This window comes from Nonomuraea sp. NPDC052129, assembly GCF_040680095.1.
Taxonomy (GTDB): Bacteria; Actinomycetota; Actinomycetes; order Streptosporangiales; family Streptosporangiaceae; genus Nonomuraea.
In genome coordinates, this window is sequence record NZ_JBFAVX010000025.1 from 30112 (window position 1) to 46373 (window position 16262).

12 protein-coding genes are annotated in these 16262 nt (G+C 71.1%); 7 read left to right on the plus strand and 5 right to left on the minus strand.

Annotation, left to right across the window (positions count from 1 at the left end; translation table 11 throughout):
* Positions 1 to 30 precede the first annotated feature (30 nt).
* Positions 31 to 2034 (minus strand): translation factor GTPase family protein, encoded by a 2004-nt coding sequence (locus AB0L53_RS39720; protein WP_364005701.1) that lies wholly within the window; start codon positions 2032 to 2034, stop codon positions 31 to 33.
* 232 nt (positions 2035 to 2266) lie between these two features.
* Between AB0L53_RS39720 and AB0L53_RS39725 the strand changes: the two genes are divergently transcribed.
* Positions 2267 to 3445, plus strand: a complete 1179-nt coding sequence (locus AB0L53_RS39725) for a cytochrome P450 (protein ID WP_364005704.1) — start codon at positions 2267 to 2269, stop codon at positions 3443 to 3445.
* Positions 3446 to 3479: 34 nt separating this feature from the next.
* The gene (clpX, locus tag AB0L53_RS39730; protein WP_364005707.1) at positions 3480 to 4697 is read left to right on the plus strand and encodes an ATP-dependent Clp protease ATP-binding subunit ClpX; all 1218 of its coding nucleotides are present in this window, start codon (positions 3480 to 3482) and stop codon (positions 4695 to 4697) included.
* A 4-nt stretch (positions 4698 to 4701) separates the two neighbouring features.
* On the opposite strand, the gene AB0L53_RS39735 is transcribed toward clpX, so the two are convergent.
* Complete coding sequence (locus AB0L53_RS39735) at positions 4702 to 5688, minus strand: phosphotransferase (RefSeq protein ID WP_364005710.1); 987 nt, start codon at positions 5686 to 5688, stop codon at positions 4702 to 4704.
* Positions 5689 to 5848: 160 nt separating this feature from the next.
* Here AB0L53_RS39735 and AB0L53_RS39740 point away from each other — a divergent pair, with 160 nt between their 5' ends.
* From AB0L53_RS39740 to AB0L53_RS39755, 4 genes are all read left to right on the plus strand, one after another.
* The gene (locus AB0L53_RS39740; protein WP_357954113.1) at positions 5849 to 6331 is read left to right on the plus strand and encodes a cation:proton antiporter regulatory subunit; all 483 of its coding nucleotides are present in this window, start codon (positions 5849 to 5851) and stop codon (positions 6329 to 6331) included.
* A gap of 8 nt (positions 6332 to 6339) precedes the next feature.
* Positions 6340 to 7500 carry a cation:proton antiporter gene (locus tag AB0L53_RS39745; protein ID WP_364005713.1) on the plus strand — a complete coding sequence of 387 codons (1161 nt, stop codon included), beginning with the start codon at positions 6340 to 6342 and terminating at the stop codon, positions 7498 to 7500.
* A gap of 344 nt (positions 7501 to 7844) precedes the next feature.
* Positions 7845 to 11681, plus strand: coding sequence for a Pls/PosA family non-ribosomal peptide synthetase (locus AB0L53_RS39750; protein WP_364005716.1), 3837 nt, complete (start codon positions 7845 to 7847; stop codon positions 11679 to 11681).
* Positions 11648 to 12940: a M1 family metallopeptidase gene (locus AB0L53_RS39755; protein ID WP_364005719.1), complete on the plus strand. Its 1293-nt coding sequence runs from the start codon at positions 11648 to 11650 to the stop codon at positions 12938 to 12940. Before AB0L53_RS39750 ends, AB0L53_RS39755 begins: the two co-directional genes overlap by 34 nt.
* 19 nt (positions 12941 to 12959) lie before the next feature.
* On the opposite strand, the gene AB0L53_RS39760 is transcribed toward AB0L53_RS39755, so the two are convergent.
* Entirely contained in the window at positions 12960 to 13829 is an 870-nt protein-coding gene (locus AB0L53_RS39760; RefSeq protein WP_364005722.1) for a phenylalanine 4-monooxygenase, read from the minus strand.
* Positions 13830 to 14324: 495 nt separating this feature from the next.
* Here AB0L53_RS39760 and AB0L53_RS39765 point away from each other — a divergent pair, with 495 nt between their 5' ends.
* A complete protein-coding gene (locus AB0L53_RS39765) occupies positions 14325 to 14861 on the plus strand; it encodes an NUDIX hydrolase family protein (RefSeq protein WP_225296815.1) in 537 nt (178 codons plus the stop codon).
* Positions 14862 to 14957: 96 nt separating this feature from the next.
* Here AB0L53_RS39765 and AB0L53_RS39770 read toward each other — a convergent pair whose 3' ends face one another.
* Positions 14958 to 15614, minus strand: a complete 657-nt coding sequence (locus tag AB0L53_RS39770; RefSeq protein ID WP_364005725.1) for a DUF4142 domain-containing protein — start codon at positions 15612 to 15614, stop codon at positions 14958 to 14960.
* 104 nt (positions 15615 to 15718) lie between these two features.
* Positions 15719 to 16198: a MarR family transcriptional regulator gene (locus AB0L53_RS39775; RefSeq protein ID WP_364005728.1), complete on the minus strand. Its 480-nt coding sequence runs from the start codon at positions 16196 to 16198 to the stop codon at positions 15719 to 15721.
* Positions 16199 to 16262 lie beyond the last annotated feature (64 nt).

Genomic DNA, 16262 nt, shown 5'->3' on the forward strand with positions numbered 1-16262 from the left:
TGATCCGTCGAAAGCATCCCTGACCTCTGATCAGACCCGCCGCATGACGTGCAGCAGGTACTCCTTGCGATCCAGCGGGTTGTGGTCCGTGCGCGGCCGGGCCGGTGGCGCGCCGGAGACGGGCTGGTAGCGGTCGAAGGCCGACTCCAGCACGCCTTCGCCGCGGGTCAGCCCCGGCAACTGCTGCTGCAACTCGTGTGCGCGGGCCGCCGGGATGTCCCCCTCGACCAGGCAGGACGCGCCTCGCATGGCCGGTGTGCGGGGGACGGCCCGCAGCCGGGCCAGCTCCGGCAGCACGCCACCGATCGTGTCGGCCGGGACCTCCAAAGTGAAGCGGTGCATCGGCTCGTGCACCCTGGTGCCGGCCTGCCGTAGCGCGTCCATCAGCACCAGCGGCGTCAGGTGGCGGAAGTCCGCGCCGGTGCTCGACATGCTCTTGTCGAAGATGGCGTGGGAGTGACTTTGGCGGGGCGAATAGCCGGAGTGCGTCATGGTGACCGTGCAGTCGGTGACCTGCCATCCGTACAGGCCCTGGTTCAGGCTCTCCCGTACGGTGTCCTCGACCGCCTTGTGGAAGGCGAGCGGCAGCGCCCCGGGCGAGACCGCCAGCCGGTAGCGCACGCCGGCGCCCACCGGGGCGGGCTCGACGCGCAGCCCGACGGTGGCCAGGAACGGGTTGGGCGCCTTGCCGTTGAACTCGACCGCCGCGCCCGCGCCGATCGGCCGTTCGACGCAGATCGTGGTCGTCTCGCGGAAGCCGACCTCGAGGCCGAAGTCGGCGGCCAGGGTCGCCTGGATGACCTCCTTCTGCACCTCGCCGTAGAGCGAGACGTAGATCTCCTGCCGGATGTCGTCCTGGCGCAGGTCGATCAGCGGATCCTGCTCAGCGAGCTGGGCGAGGGCCACGCGCAGGGCGCCCAGCGCGGCGGGGCTCGCGGGGACGACGACCGTCTCCAGGGTGGGCGGGGCGAAGTGGTGGCGGCCGGCGTCCTCGCGCGGTTCGCCGATCGTGTCGCCGAGCTGGATGTCGGCCAGGCCCCACAGCTTGCCGATCTGGCCCGCCGCGACCGAGGGGCGCTGGACGTCGGCGCCGCGCTCGAACACGCTCAGCGCGGTGACCTTCTGATCGTCGCGGGGCTCGCCCTGACCGTCGTGGAACCGCAGCCGGTCCCGCACGCGTACCGTTCCGCCGAACATCCGGGCATAAGCGATCTTCTCCCCCGCCGGACCGCGTTCGACCTTGAAGACCGTGCCCGAGACGGGGTCGCCGGGCTCGCCCTGGGCGGCGGGCAGCAGCTCCGCGATGCCGGCGCTCAGCGCGTCCACGCCCGCGCCGGTGATCGCCGAGCCGAAGAACACCGGGTGCGCCAGCGCCTGCCCGGTCTGCGCCGCGAGCTCGCGCCGCAGCCGCCGGTAGGAGACGGCCGTCTCGTCATGGACGTAGGCGGCCAGGAAGGCGTCGTCGTGGTCGGCCAGCAGCTCGGTCAGCCGCGCGGTGAAGGCGGCGTCGCCGGGCCCGTACGGAAGGAAGGCCGCGTCTGAAGTGCCCGGATCGCGCACCGAGCCCATCGCCACGATCGCGGGCGTCAGCTTCTCGGCGATGGCCCGCAGCAGCCCGTCGTCCTGGGCGCCACGGCGGTCGATCTTGTTGACGAACAGCAGGGTGGGAATCCGCAGCCGCCGCAGCGTGCGCATCAGCACGCGGGTCTGGGCCTGCACACCCTCAACGGCGGAGATCACCAGCACGGCGCCGTCGAGCACGCTCAGCACGCGTTCGACCTCGGCGATGAAGTCGGGGTGGCCGGGCGTGTCGATCAGGTTGACCGTGACGTCGCCGATAACGAAGGAGACGACGGCGGACTTGATCGTGATGCCGCGCTGTCGTTCCAGGGCCAGCGAGTCGGTCTGGGTGCTGCCGTCATCGACGCTGCCGATCTCGTCGATGACACCGGCGGCGTAGAGCAGCCGCTCGGTCAGGCTGGTCTTACCGGCGTCTACATGCGCCAAGATCCCCAAGTTCAACGTGCGTTTCAAGCGTTCTGTCCTCTAGATAGGTGGCTGTTGCCGTCGCGGGGGACACGAACGCTGGCCTCATCGGTGTGCTCCTTGGGTTGGGTGGACTGGTTGCCGGGAGGGAGTACAACAGACGGCCGCCGGGCCGGGCAACCGATTTTGCGCGACCTGTTGGAGTTTGCCGAACATCCATCATCAAGATACCTTCACCATTCGTATGATGAGATCATTCGAAATTCAGCGTGGAGGACACATGACCAGCGACGTACCGCACATCGACCTCACCGACCCCGACGTGCACCGCGACCCCTTCGCCGCCTACGGCCGCGCCCGCGAGATCTCCCCCATCGCCCGCGTGGGCGCCCCCGGCTTCGGCCCCATGTGGGTCGTGACCCGCCACGCCGACATCAAGACGATGCTCGGCGACCCCCGATTCGAGATCAGAAGCGACAGCTTCATGCGGCCCGACGTCCCCGAGGACTACCGGCCGTACATGCGCACCATGTCGGAGATGAACGGCGCCGAGCACCTGCGGCTACGCAGGCTGGCCGCCCCTGCCTTCACCGCCCGCCGCGCCGCCGACTTCGCCCCGCGCGTCGCGCCGATCGTCGAGGCGCTCCTCGACGACCTGCCCGGCCACGGCCCCGTCGACCTGATGACCCATTTCGCCCGGCCGCTGCCCATGGACGTGATCTGCGAGCTCGTCGGCATCCCCGCGCCCGACCGCCTCCGCTGGCGCGAGTACGGCGCCACCGTCGTCACCAGCGCGGGCCCCGCCTTCGCCGCCGCCATACCCGCGATCATCGAAGGCGCCAGGGCGGCCGTCGCCCGCCGCAGGACCGAACCCGCCGACGACCTGATCTCCGACCTCATCGAGGCCCAGGCGGAAGACGGCGACCGGCTCAGCGACACCGAGCTCGTCACCCTCATCTGGCATCTGGTCATGGCCGGCCAGACCCCCACCAACCTCATCGCCAACGCCGTCGAGGCGCTGCTCGCCCACCCCGAGCAACTGGCCGCGCTCCGCGCCGACCCCGGCCTCATGCCGGGCGCCGTCGAAGAGCTCATCCGCTGGTGCGGCCCCACCCTGCTGACGATTCCCCGCTACGCCCGCGAAGACGCCGAACTGTGCGGCACTCCCATAGCCAAGGGAGACGCCGTCACCGCCTCGATCGCCGCCGCCCACCGCGACCCCCGCGCCTACGCCGACCCGGACCGCCTCGACCTCACCCGGCCCGCCGGACAACCCGGGCATCTCGGCTTCTCCCACGGCCCGCACTTCTGCGTCGGCGCCGCCCTCGCCCGCGTACAGACCGAAGTCGCCCTCACCACCCTGCTGCGCCGCCACCCCGGCCTCGCGCTGGCCGAGCCCGCGCCGCGCGCCCCCGACCCCGGCACCTGGCGCCTGGCCGCCCTCACCGTCACCCTCTGATCGTCGACCCTCTGATCGCCAAGGAGACACCTCAGTGGTCCGCGACCAGCCGACATGCACCTTCTGCGGCAAGACCCAGCGGCAGGTCCGCAAGCTCATCGCCGGCCCCGCCGGCATCTGCATCTGTGACGAATGCATCGGACTCTGCACCGAACTCATCGAGGCCGACGAGCGCACCCCGCCCCCTGACCTGCCCACTCCACGGGACATGCACAAACGCCTCGACCACTACGTGATCGGCCAGGACGCCGCCAAAAGAACACTCGCCGTCGCCGTCTACAACCACTACAAACGCGTCCGGCACACCGAGGACCTCGAACTCGGCAAATCCAACATCCTGCTCATCGGGCCCACCGGCAGCGGCAAGACCCACCTCGCCCAGACCCTCGCCAGAATGCTCGACGTGCCCTTCGCCATCGCCGACGCCACCGCGCTGACCGAAGCCGGCTACGTCGGCGAAGACGTCGAGACCATCCTCCTCAAACTCCTTCAGGCCGCCGGAAACGACATCGCGAAGGCCGAAACAGGCATCGTCTACATCGACGAGATCGACAAGATCACCCGTAAGAGCGACAACCCGTCCATCACCCGCGACGTCTCAGGCGAAGGCGTCCAGCAGGCACTGCTCAAGATCCTGGAAGGCACCACCGTCGGCGTCGCGCCCCAAGGCGGCCGCAAACATCCTCACCAGGAAGTCATCCATATCGACACCACTCATGTGCTGTTCATCGCGGGTGGCGCCTTCACCGGTCTCGACGACCTCATCGGACAACGCACCGGCCGCGGCAGCGCCGGATACGCCCCCACCCGGAGAACCGGCCCGCGACCTCACGTCACCCCCGCCGATCTGCTGACCTTCGGTCTCATACCCGAACTCGTCGGCCGGCTACCGGTGATCTCCACCCTGCACCCGCTCGACCGCGCGGACCTCATCCGGATCCTCACCGAACCCCGCAACGCGGTCATCAGGCAGTATCAGCGGCTCTTCGCCCTCGACGGAATCGACCTCGAATTCACCGCCGAAGCCCTCGCCGCCATCGCCGACCAGGCGCTCCTGCGCCGCACCGGCGCCAGGGCCGTCCGCGCCATCCTCGAAGAGACACTGCTCAATCTCATGTACGAAATGCCGAGCCGCGACGACGTGGCCCGGATCGTCATCGACCGCGACACCGTACTCGACAACGTCAATCCCACTCTGGTGCCCCACGACCACCCCAGCCGCCGCCCGGAACGCCACGGCAAGTCGGCCTGACGGCTCACCCGCCGACGAACGCCAGCGCCTGCTGCAGATTGTGCTCGGCGATCCCCCGCATGAACTCACGCCCCGGAAAATCACCCTCGATCAACCGCAACGGCCCGGCCACCAGCGACAGACGCATCGCCAGCGTGTAGAACGACAACCGCCGCTCATCCAGCCCCTCCCAGCGCAGCGACTCATAATGCTCGTGGAAGCGCAGGCGCAGGAACGCGTGCTCCCACTCGACGTCGAAGTACATCAGCCCCTCGATGTCGATCAGCATCGGCCGCCCGGCGGCGTCCACCAGCACGTGGTCCGGCCCCAGCTCCCCATGGACCAGCGCGTGCGCCGAGCGCGGCCGCACGCCCGCCGCCAGCTCCCGGACCACGCCCGCCAGCCGATCACGAGCCGCCGCGAGCCGCCCGTCCCGCGCGGCCCCGTCCTCGAGGTCGACGAGCGCCCGGTCGAAGACCAGCTGCTCGCACGACCGGCCCGCGGAGACCCCGCCACGGTCGACCCAGGCCACCTTGCCGAAGCCCGGCGCCACCTGACCGCGCATCTCCTCGAGCGCTTCGGCCAGCCGCGCGAGTACCGGAGCCGCCGCCCGCGGATCACGCTGGAGCAGCGTCTCCAACGTCCCGCCCGGCACGTCCTCGACCACCGCGATGTCGGCCGGATAGAGCTCCCTGCTCCGGTCGGCCAGATAGACCCGTGGCACCCGCACTCCGGCGCCGTCCAGCCGCCGATGAGCGGCCTCGAACAACTCCAGACCGGAAGCGGGCGAGAACGGGTCCGCGGGATCGTCGACCTGAAGACCGGGCCAGTAGTTCTCGGCCGCGTCCCAGATGTAGGCGATGGCGGTGAAACCGTCGTCGAGCAGGAGCCGGTACACGCCCTTCTTCGTGCCACCTCTAAGGCGCGTGACGTCGGCCAGCCGGCGCTCGGCCCCCAGGGCCGCCCGTACCACACCCGTCAGCTGCTCACGCACGGCGAACCTGCGTTCCATGGCTCCCCCGATGGTCTAGCGGCGACTTTCAGGTGTGGGACGATAACACGGCGTTGACGCCGTCCCGCCTGCCTCTCCCCCCAGACGACCCCCCGCTGTCAACCCGCAGGATTGATACGGTTTGACCAAGTAATCGAAATCTTGACCGGATGGGGTAGCGGTGGAGATCGAACAGACGGCGTTGCCAGGGATCGGGCTGCGGCACGAGTTCACCACGCGGTCCGGGCGGCGGATCGGCATCGTCTCGCACCGCACCGGCCGCCGGGATCTGGTGATCTACGATCCCGCCGACCCCGACCGCGCGTGTGAGACCGTCAAGCTGAACGACGAGGAAGCCGACGCGCTGGCCGAGCTGCTGGGCGCGCCGCGGGTGATCCAGCGGCTCAACGACCTGCACCGCGAGGTCGAGGGACTGGTCAGCGAGAAGCTGCCGATCGCTGAGGACTCGCCGTACGCGGGCCGGCCGATGGGAGACGCGCGGGTGCGCACCCGTACGGGCGCCTCCATCGTCGCTGCGGTACGCGCCGGCCAGGTCCTGGTCAGCCCGGGCCCGGACTTCGTCCTGGCGGCGGGCGACATCGTCGTCGTGGTGGGCAGCGCTGACAGCACCGCCGCGGTGGCCGACATCTTTATCAACGGGTAGGGCCGCGAGTGCATCACACGGCGATTCTGTTCCTGGAGTTCGGCGCGGTTCTGCTGGGGCTTGGCATCTTGGGAGCGCTTGCCCTGCGCGTCGGCATCTCCCCGATCCCCCTCTATCTGATCGCCGGACTCGCCTTCGGCACCGGCGGCATTCTGCCACTGGCCACCAGCGAGGAGTTCATCTCCGTCGGCGCCGAGCTCGGCGTCATCCTGCTGCTGCTCACCCTCGGCCTGGAGTACAACGCCGACGAGCTGGTGACCAGCTTGAAGGGCAACGCCCGGGCCGGGCTCGTGGATCTGGTGCTGAACGCGGCACCGGGCGCGATCTGCGCCTTACTTCTCGGCTGGGGCCCGGTGGCGGCGGTGGCGATGGCCGGGGTCACCTACGCCACGTCCTCCGGCATCACCGCGAAGGTGCTGTCGGACCTGGGCTGGATCGGCAACCGGGAGACGCCGGTGGTGCTGTCGCTCCTGGTCTTCGAGGACCTGACGATGGCCGTCTACCTGCCCGTCCTGACCGCGCTGCTGGCCGGGTTGAGCCTGGTGGGCGGCGCTATCACCGTGGCCATCGCGCTGGGCACGGTCAGCGTGGTGCTCCTGGTCGCGCTGCGCTACGGCCGCTTCATCGAGGCGTTCGTGCGCAGCCCCAACTCCGAGGTGCTGCTGCTGAAGGTGGTCGGGCTGGCGTTGCTGGTGGCCGGCGTGGCCCAGCAGCTCCAGGTGTCGGCCGCGGTCGGCGCGTTCCTGGTCGGCATCGCGCTGTCCGGGGAGCTGGCGGAGGACGCCCAGGCGCTGCTGGCCCCGCTGCGTGACCTGTTCGCGGCCGTCTTCTTCGTCTTCTTCGGCCTGCAGACCGACCCGACGAAGATCGGCCCGGTGGCCGGACTGGCCGTGCTGCTGGCCGTGGTCAGCATGGTTACCAAGTTGCTGACCGGCTTCTACGCCGCCCGCCGGGCCGGTATCGGCAAGGCCGGACGGGCCAGAGCGGGGATCTCGCTGATCCCCCGCGGTGAGTTCAACATCGTGATCGCCGGGTTGGCGGTAGGCGCCGGCGCCCACCCCGATCTCGGGCCGCTGGCCGCGGCATATGTGCTGATCCTGGCCGCGTTCGGGCCGCTGGCGGCGCGGCTGGTCCAGCCGTGGATCACCGCCATCGCCAAACGTGCATGAGCGCGGGACCAGCCGCGCCCGCCGCCTTTACAAAGTAGAATCCTACTCGCGCGCCCCCGCAGGCACCGCAGGATCGGAATATACGGCCGATGTGCGACTGTTGGACTCGCGGTGGCGCAAAAGCCACAAAGGCGGCGGACGCAGCGTGTGCCCTTCAGAGCCCTTCAAGGGCGGCAGAATGCGGCAGGGTCGGCTCCGCCTGACTTGAGGAGCAGTATTTGCGCCCACACGCAGCCGATCTCCTACACGTCGATCATATCGAAGACATTGACCGTTTCGAGCCGTTAAGGATTGCTTCACGGGCCGTTTATCCGGCGGGCCCGTTGGCCTCGGCGCCTCGCACCTTGCTCGACATCCTCGACGAGACCGCGCGCGTCCACCCGGACGAACCCGCGCTAGACGACGGCACCACCCGATTCGACTACCGGCGGCTCCGGGCCGAGGTGGCGCGGGTGGCGGACGAGCTCACGGCGTCCGGGGTCCGCCGCGGCGACCGGGTGGGCGTACGCGTGCCGTCCGGCACCGTCGAGCTGTACGTCACGATCCTCGCCGTGCTCGCGGCCGGCGCCGCGTACGTGCCCGTCGACGCCGACGACCCCGAGGAGCGCGCCGAGCTGGTCTTCACCGAGGCCGCCGTCTCCGCGATCGTGACCAGCAGAGCGAGCGACGAGCCGGCGGACGACCCGGCGGACGAGCTGACCGGCAGACTGGTCGTACGGACCATGTCGCCCGAGTCGCCGGCCCCCCGCGACGATCACGCTCCGCGACCGCCCGAGCCGGACGACGACGCCTGGATCATCTTCACCTCCGGTTCCACCGGCAAGCCCAAGGGCGTCGCCGTGACGCATCGCTCCGCCGCCGCGTTCGTCGACGCCGAGGCCGGCCTGTTCCTCCAGGACCGCCCGCTGGGCCCCGGCGACCGGGTGCTCGCGGGCCTGTCGGTCGCCTTCGACGCCTCCTGCGAGGAGATGTGGCTGGCCTGGCGGCACGGCGCCTGCCTGGTGCCCGCCCCCCGGTCGCTGGTGCGTACCGGCATGGACCTGGGACCCTGGCTGGCCGCGCAGGGCATCACGGCTGTCTCGACGGTGCCGACCCTGGCCGCGCTCTGGCCGGTCGAGTCGCTCGACGGCATCCGGCTGCTCATCTTCGGGGGCGAGGCGTGCCCGCCCGAGCTGGTGGAGCGGCTGGCCGTACCGGAACGAGAGGTCTGGAACACCTACGGCCCCACCGAGGCGACGGTCGTCGCGTGCGCGGCGCGGCTCACCGGCGCGGAGCCCGTACGCATCGGGCTGCCCCTCGACGGCTGGGATCTGGCCGTGGTCGGCGAGTCGGGCGACCCGGTGGCCATGGGCGAGACCGGAGAGCTGATCATCGGCGGCGTGGGCCTGGCCCGCTACCTGGATGCGGCGAAGGACGCCGAGAAGTACACGCCACTGCCCTCACTCGGCTGGGAACGCGCCTACCGCAGCGGCGACCTCGTACGCGCCGAGCCGGAAGGGCTCTACTTCCTCGGCCGGGCCGATGACCAGGTGAAGCTGGGCGGCCGGCGGATCGAGCTGGGCGAGGTGGACGCCGCGCTGCAGGCGCTGCCGGGTGTCACGGGGGCGGCCGCCGCGGTGCGGACCGCCGGTGGCGGCCACCAACTGCTCGTCGGCTACCTGGTCGCGGGCGACGGGTTCGACCTCGCGGAGGCCCGCGAGCTGCTGGCCGAATCACTGCCCGCCGCGCTGGTCCCCCGGCTGGCGAAGGTCGAGGCGCTCCCGACACGTACCTCGGGCAAGATCGACCGTGACGCGCTGCCCTGGCCGCTGACCGACCCGGGCACCTCGGCCGCCACACCCGGCGAGCTGAGCCCGGTCGAGAGCTGGCTGGCCAAGCGGTGGAGCGATGTCCTCGGCGTCGCGCCGGACGGGCCGGAGGCCGACTTCTTCACCGACGGCGGTACGAGCCTGGCCGCGGCCCGGCTCGTGTCGGTCCTGCGGGCCGACTACCCGGACGTGGCCGTGGGCGACGTCTACGCGCACCCGACACTGGCCGGGCTGGCGGAGCTGCTGGCCACGCGTGGCCCGGCCAAGTCGGCGCGCCGGGCGGTGACCCCGATGCCCGTGCGGGCCTCGGTGGCGCAGGCCGCGCTGATGGTGCCGCTGCTCACGGCGGGCGCCATGCGCTGGATCGTGCTGCTGGCGACGCTCGGCAACTTGCTCGCGCCGCCTTGGGCGCCTGCCCTGTCGTGGTGGTGGGTGGCGCTGGGCTGGCTGGTCTTCGTCACGCCGCCGGGACGGATGGGCCTGGCCGCGGGGTCGGCCCGGCTGCTGCTGCGCCGCGTACGGCCCGGCCGCCATCCACGCGGCGGCGGCGTGCACCTGCGGCTGTGGTTCGCCGAACAGCTGGCCGCCAGGCTCGGCGTCCCCGACCTGGCCAGCGCGCCCTGGATGGGCCTGTACGCCCGGATGCTCGGCGCCCAGGTGGGCCCCGACGCCGACCTGCACTCCGCTCCCCCGGTGACCGGGCTGCTCCGGCTGGGCGGCGGCGCCTCGGTCGAGCCGGAGGTCGATCTCAGCGGCTACTGGTACGACGGCGACGTCGTGCGCGTCGGCGAGATCCGGATCGGCGCGGGCGCCACGATCGGCTCCCGGTCGACGCTGCTGCCCGGCACCAAGATCGGAAAGAACGCCCAGATCGCCCCGGGCTCGGCGGTCGCGGGCAGCGTACCGGCCGGGCAGCGCTGGGCCGGGGCCCCGGCCTCCCGGCAGGGCAAGTCGCGCCGGTCCCGGCCGTCCGACCGGGCCGTCCGCTCCCGGCGCTGGGTGCTGGTGTACGGCCTGTCGGCCATCGTGCTCAGCCTGCTCCCCGCGGTCGCCGTCGTGTCCGGCCTGGCGGTCCTGGCCCGCTACGCCGGGGACGCGCGCACCCTCGGCGCGGCGCTCACCGGCGCGCTGATCGGCGTGCCGCTCGCGACGGTCGTCGGAATGGCGGTGTTCGCCCTGGTCACGCTGGTGAGCGTGCGGCTGCTCGGCATCCGCCTGCGCCCCGGCCACCATCCGGTGCACAGCCGCCAGGCGTGGCAGGCGTGGGCGACGGGCCGGCTGATGTCCGCGGCCCGGGTCTGGCTGTTCCCGCTGTACGCGAGCGTGCTGACGCCGGCCTGGCTGCGCGCGCTCGGCATGAAGGTGGGCCGGGGCGTGGAGCTGTCGACCGTGCTCGCGCTGCCCACCATGACCTCCGTCGGCGACGGTGCCTTCCTGGCCGACGACACGATGGTGGCTCCGTACGAGCTCGACGGCGGCTGGATGCACATCGCGACGGCGCGCATCGGCAAGCGGGCCTTCCTCGGCAACTCGGGGATGACCGCGCCGGGCCGCAAGGTGCCCAAGGACGGCCTGGTGGGCGTGCTGTCGGCGACGCCGAAGAAGGCCAAGTCCGGCTCGTCGTACCTGGGCATGCCGCCCGTCGAGCTGCGCCGCACCACCGAGGAGGGCGACCGGAGCCGCACCTACGACCCGCCCGCGCGGCTGAAGGTGGCCCGCGCGCTGGTCGAGCTCTGCCGCGTGGTGCCCGCGATGGGCACGGTGGCGCTGGCCGTACTGACCGCCGGGGCGGTGGAGTGGCTCGCGGCGTCGTACGGCTTCGCGGTGGCCGCGCTGCTCGGCGGGGTGCTGTTCCTCGTGGCCGGAGTGGTCGCGGCGGCCGTGGCGACCGCCGCCAAGTGGGCGCTGGTGGGCAGGATCGCGGCGGGCAACCGGCCGCTGTGGAGCTCGTTCGTCTGGCGCAACGAGCTGGCGGACAACTTCGTGGAGGTGCTGGCGGCACCCTGGTTCGCCGAACCGTGGCTGGGAACCGCACCCCTGAACGTGTGGCTGCGCTCACTCGGGGCAAGCATCGGGCATGGGGTCACCCTTCACACCTACTGGCTGCCCGAGGCGGACCTGGTGAGCGTCGGCGACGGCGCCAGCGTCAACCGGGGCTGCGTGCTGCAGACGCACCTGTTCCACGACCGGGTCATGAGCATGGACACCGTCACGCTGGACGGAGGCGCGACACTCGGCCCGCACGGCGTGATCCTGCCCGCCGCGCGGGTCGGCGCCGACGCCACGATCGGTCCCGCCTCGCTGGTCATGCGCGGAGAGGGCGTTCCCGACGGCTCCCGATGGTTCGGCAATCCCATCGCGGCCTGGCGATGACGTCGTACTTCCCCTCGCACGGCGACCTCAGGTACGGGGTCGCGCACTACGAACTGGCGCTTAAGTACCGCGTGTCGACCAACTGGCTGGACGGCACGGCCCGGCTGTCGGTGCTCGCGCACGAGCCGCTCGACGGCCTGGACCTGGACTTCGGCCAGTTCCGCGTGGTCGGCGTCACCGTCGGCGGCGTCAGCGCCCGCTACACGCATCGCGACGGCAAGCTGCGCGTCGGCTTGCCCGCGACGCTGCTCGCCGGGGACACCGCCACGGTGGAGGTCCGCTACACGGGCAGTCCCCGGCCGGTACGGAGCCCGTGGGGCGGCCTGGGCTGGGAGGAGCTGAGCGACGGCGCGCTGGTGGCCGGTCAGCCGATCGGCGCGCCCTCTTGGTTCCCGTGCAACGACCGGCCCGACGACAAGGCGTCCTACCGGATCACGGTCACCACCGCCTCGCCGTACCAGGTGGTCGCCAACGGCGTGCTCGCCGGCAAGTCCCGGTCGGCGGGCACCACGACCTGGGTGTACGAGCAGGCCGAGCCCATGGCGAGCTACCTGGCCAGCGTGCAGGTCGGGCGTTACCAGTTCACGGACGTGGGCCGCACGCGCCTGGCCCACCCCACCCGGCTCGGGACGCGCGCCCGCCACGACTTCGGCCGCCAGGACCAGATGATGGCGCTGTTCACCGACCGGTTCGGCCCCTACCCGTTCGCCACCTGCACCGTCGTGGTGGCCGACGACGACCTCGACATCCCGGTCGAGGCCCAGGGCATGGCGATCTTCGGGCGCAACCACGTCGACGGCCGGCGCGGGCACGAGCGGCTGGTCGCGCACGAACTGGCGCACCAGTGGTTCGGCAACAGCCTGACCGTGGCCACCTGGAACGACATCTGGCTGCAGGAGGGCTTCGCCACGTACGCCGAGTGGCTGTGGTCGGAGGCGTCCGGCGGGCAGACGGCCGACGAGCTGGCCGCCCGCTGGCGCCGCCGCCTGGAGGTGCTCCCCCAGGACTTCGTGCTGGCCGACCCGGGGCCGGCGGTGATGTTCGACGACCGCGTCTACAAGCGCGGGGCCCTCACCCTGCACGCGCTGCGGCGGATGCTGGGCGACCAGGCGTTCTTCTGGCACCTGCGGGACTGGACCACCGCTCACCGGCACGGGAACGTCTCCACCGAGGCTTTCATCGCCCACATGCGGCGGCACACCGCCCTGCCTGTCGGGCCATTGTTGTCGGCGTGGCTGTACGACAAACAGCTGCCGTGATGTCGGCGGACAGATCTTCTCAGTTCCGCGGTCGCAGTCGCGCCGCCGCGTCGTCATCGAAGGTGTCGAGGAAGGCCGCGAGGGTGTCGGCGACGTGCGGCAGGGAGCGGGCGCGGAACAGCACGGGCTGGTATCCGGAGATCTCGTAGGGGGTGGCCAGCACGTCGAGCGGGTTGAGGTCGCGGATCCGGCTGCGGCCGATCCGCTCGATCTCGCCGTACGACGACAGCAGTGCCGCCCCGTACGCCTTCGGACCCCCGCCCTCCTCCAGAACCCCATATTCCAGAGTGAACCAGTACAGGTCACTGATGATCTGGAGGGCTTTCTCCGTCTCCACCCGCGTCGCGGCGTTGCCGATCAGCCGGTAGATCGCGGCGAACTCCGGCGCGGCCAGGTGGATGCCGTGGCCGAACACGTCGTGGATGATGTCCGGCTCCGGCGAGTACAGCGGCACGGCCGGGTGGCGGACGAACTGCACGGCGTGGAAGTAGCCCCGGGCCATCGACCCGAGGAAGCGCTTGTTCTCCACCACTCCCCCGGCCAGCGTGAAGTCGAACCCCGTCAGCCGCCGCAGCCGGGCGCCGACCACCGCGTGCGGCGGGATGCGGTCGGCGGGGACACGGATCTCCTCCCGCGCCTCCAGCGCGGCCCGGCACGCGTGGGCCCGGTGCGCGCCGTCGAGCGCGCGATGGACCCGGCGCCAGGTGGCGTGCTCGCTCTCGGTGTAGTCCACCGGCGGCGACGGGTCCCCCACCCGGTGGCCGCGGGCCAGTTCGGCGAACGCGCGGCGCCGGCCGAGGTAGCGCGAGTCGCACCGCCCTGGATGCTCGGCGGCGGCGCCGATCACGCCGTCGGCGCTGATCGGGGTCCGGCGCCACACATCGCTCATGAACTGATTCCTTACCGAACGGTCGCGCGCCTGACGCCTCGGGCCACAGGGTATGAACTGTCGTCGGCATTCGCCATGCGAGCCGGTGGTTACCGTGAGAACTATTGTTGAATTTCTCTGGCTCGATCAGTTGCAACGGATGGTAATCGTGGGGTAATTTTCCGTCACAGCCGGGTGCCTGACTGGCGCTCGGTCCCCGCCCCTGTTGGTGTCCGCATCAACGGGACAGCGTCCGGCGGGGCAGTGGCCCAAGAGGCGCACTTCCTCCAGCAGTGCGCAGTCAGGCCCTGACAACGCGGTTCTCACCCACGGTCTGCCCGGCTTGCCGGACGGACGCGGCTTCGGCTTCCACCAGATCACTTCCCGGCCACGGTCGGGTGCGACGAGACTACGCCGATGTCCGTTTTACTTAGGTAACACAGGGAACCGAAGACGCTTTACCGAAGCTTGGCGGGTCCGCGTGGATCATGGGACGCTGGGACGTACGATCGGCAGATGACCGAAAAGACCGAAACTGTGCCCGGCTGGCTCGCTCCGGAGGAACTGGAGTCGGTTCGGGGGCGGATGCCGATCCTCTATATCGACGCCGTGCCCGTGCGAGTCGACGAAACCGGCGTGGTGACCCGCGTCGGCCTGCTGCTGCGCATCGCCTCGGACGGGACGGTCAGCCGGGCGCTGGTCTCGGGACGCGTGCTGCACCACGAGCGGGTCCGCGACGCGCTCCTGCGGCATCTGGAGAAGGACCTCGGCCACACGGCGCTGCCCCAGGTCCCGGCGTCGCCGCAGCCGTTCACGATCGCCGAATACTTCCCGACGCCGGGTGTCACGCCCTACCACGACCCCCGCCAGCACGCCGTGTCGCTCGCCTACATCGTCCCGGTCGCCGGTGACTGCCGGCCCCGCCAGGACGCGCTGGACTTCGTCTGGTTCACGCCGGAGGAGGCCGCGTCCCCGCTGGTCCAGCAGGAGATGACGGGCGGCCAGGGGGTGCTGCTGAAGCAGGCGCTCGCCCAGGTCGGCCGTCTGCCGTAACCCGGTCGGGGCAGGCGCTCGCCCGGGTCGGCTACCTGCTGTGACCCGGCCGGGGCAGGCGCCCACCCAGGTCGGGCGCCTGCCCTGACCGGGAGCTCAGGTGGCCGGCGGGGACGGGAAGGCGTCGGGGTCGACCAGGCCGGTGCTCTCCAGCAGCCGCTGATGGTTCAGCACCGCCGCGTTGGCCTTCTCGGAGAAGGGCCGGACCAGGGTGTTCTGCGTGCTGCCGCGCACGGCGCCGATCAGGCCGAAGATCTGGCCGTGCGCGAGGCGCAGCCACTTCACGAACGTCGAGTCGTACTCCTTGCCGGACCGGCTGGAGATGTCATCCATCCATTCCTTTTGCAGGTCGGTCGGCTTGATCGGCAGCTGCACCTTGAGCTTGGCCGCGAGAGCGAGGACCTGCTCGTCGAGAACACTGTGCTGGGCGGCGATCTCCTTGCTGACCTGCCGGACCCGCGCGGTGCTGGCCCGCGTCTGGGCCTGCTGCGCCATGGTCATCTCCCACAGGGTGGCGAGCCGGACCTTAGTGATCAGCTCCCGGTCGGCCGCCGACAACGGGCCCCACTTGGTCGCCCACGTACTGTCGTCCTTCACCGTCGCGGCCGCGGCGGGGGGCGGCGCGCTCCCACCGGTCGGCACGACCGTCGCGCTGGGAATCTGGGCGCCGGGCAGACCGGCGCACGCGCCGAGAGCCAGGATCATGGCGACGCCACTGATGACGAGAACGGGACGGCGGTGTCGCAGTCGCACGTCGTCACCCCCTTTGGATCTGGACTGTTCAGAAGGAGGTACGCAGGCGTGGGCGGTGCCGTTCATAGCAGGATGCAATTTTTGCCCTGAGCAAAGATTTTCTCTCAGACGTCCGGCCAGACGAGCGGATGCAGGGCGCTCTCCGGCGGCTCACCACCCGCCTCGTTGAAGGCCGTCATCGCCGCGACCAGCGCCCGGCGCTGCTCGGCCGGCATGCGCGAGACGATCGCGGCGATCTCCGCACCGCGCCGGGCGGTTACCTGGTCCACGATCTGCAGTCCCTCGGCGGTCAGGCGCATCAGGCTCTCCCTGCGGTCGCGCGGGTTGGCCTCGCGCACGATCAGCCGGGCGGCGACGAGACGGTCGGCCATCCGCATGGCCGTGGAGGGGTTGACGTTGAGCAGCTCGGCCATGGCGACGAGCTTGGTCGCCCCGTGCCCGGCCAGCACCACGAGCATGCGGAACTGCGGCAGCGTGACCTTGTCCCCGACCGCGCCGAGCGAGCGGACGGCGATGGCGACGAGCAGGCGCGAGCCGGTGAGGACCGCCGCGACGACGGCGGACAGGTCCTCCCGGTTCTCCACATTCCCCTCTGGCAAAGGCCCCTCTGACATAGGCACTGTTGTACACGCCCTTTCTGAGGGCGTC

Coding starts and splice junctions, on each gene's coding strand:
- AB0L53_RS39725 (WP_364005704.1), top strand. CDS start 2,267: ATGACCAGCGACGTACCGCACATCGACCTCACCGACCCCGACGTGCAC.
- AB0L53_RS39735 (WP_364005710.1), bottom strand. CDS start 5,688: ATGGAACGCAGGTTCGCCGTGCGTGAGCAGCTGACGGGTGTGGTACGG.
- AB0L53_RS39755 (WP_364005719.1), top strand. CDS start 11,648: ATGGTTCGGCAATCCCATCGCGGCCTGGCGATGACGTCGTACTTCCCC.
- AB0L53_RS39760 (WP_364005722.1), bottom strand. CDS start 13,829: ATGAGCGATGTGTGGCGCCGGACCCCGATCAGCGCCGACGGCGTGATC.
- AB0L53_RS39765 (WP_225296815.1), top strand. CDS start 14,325: ATGACCGAAAAGACCGAAACTGTGCCCGGCTGGCTCGCTCCGGAGGAA.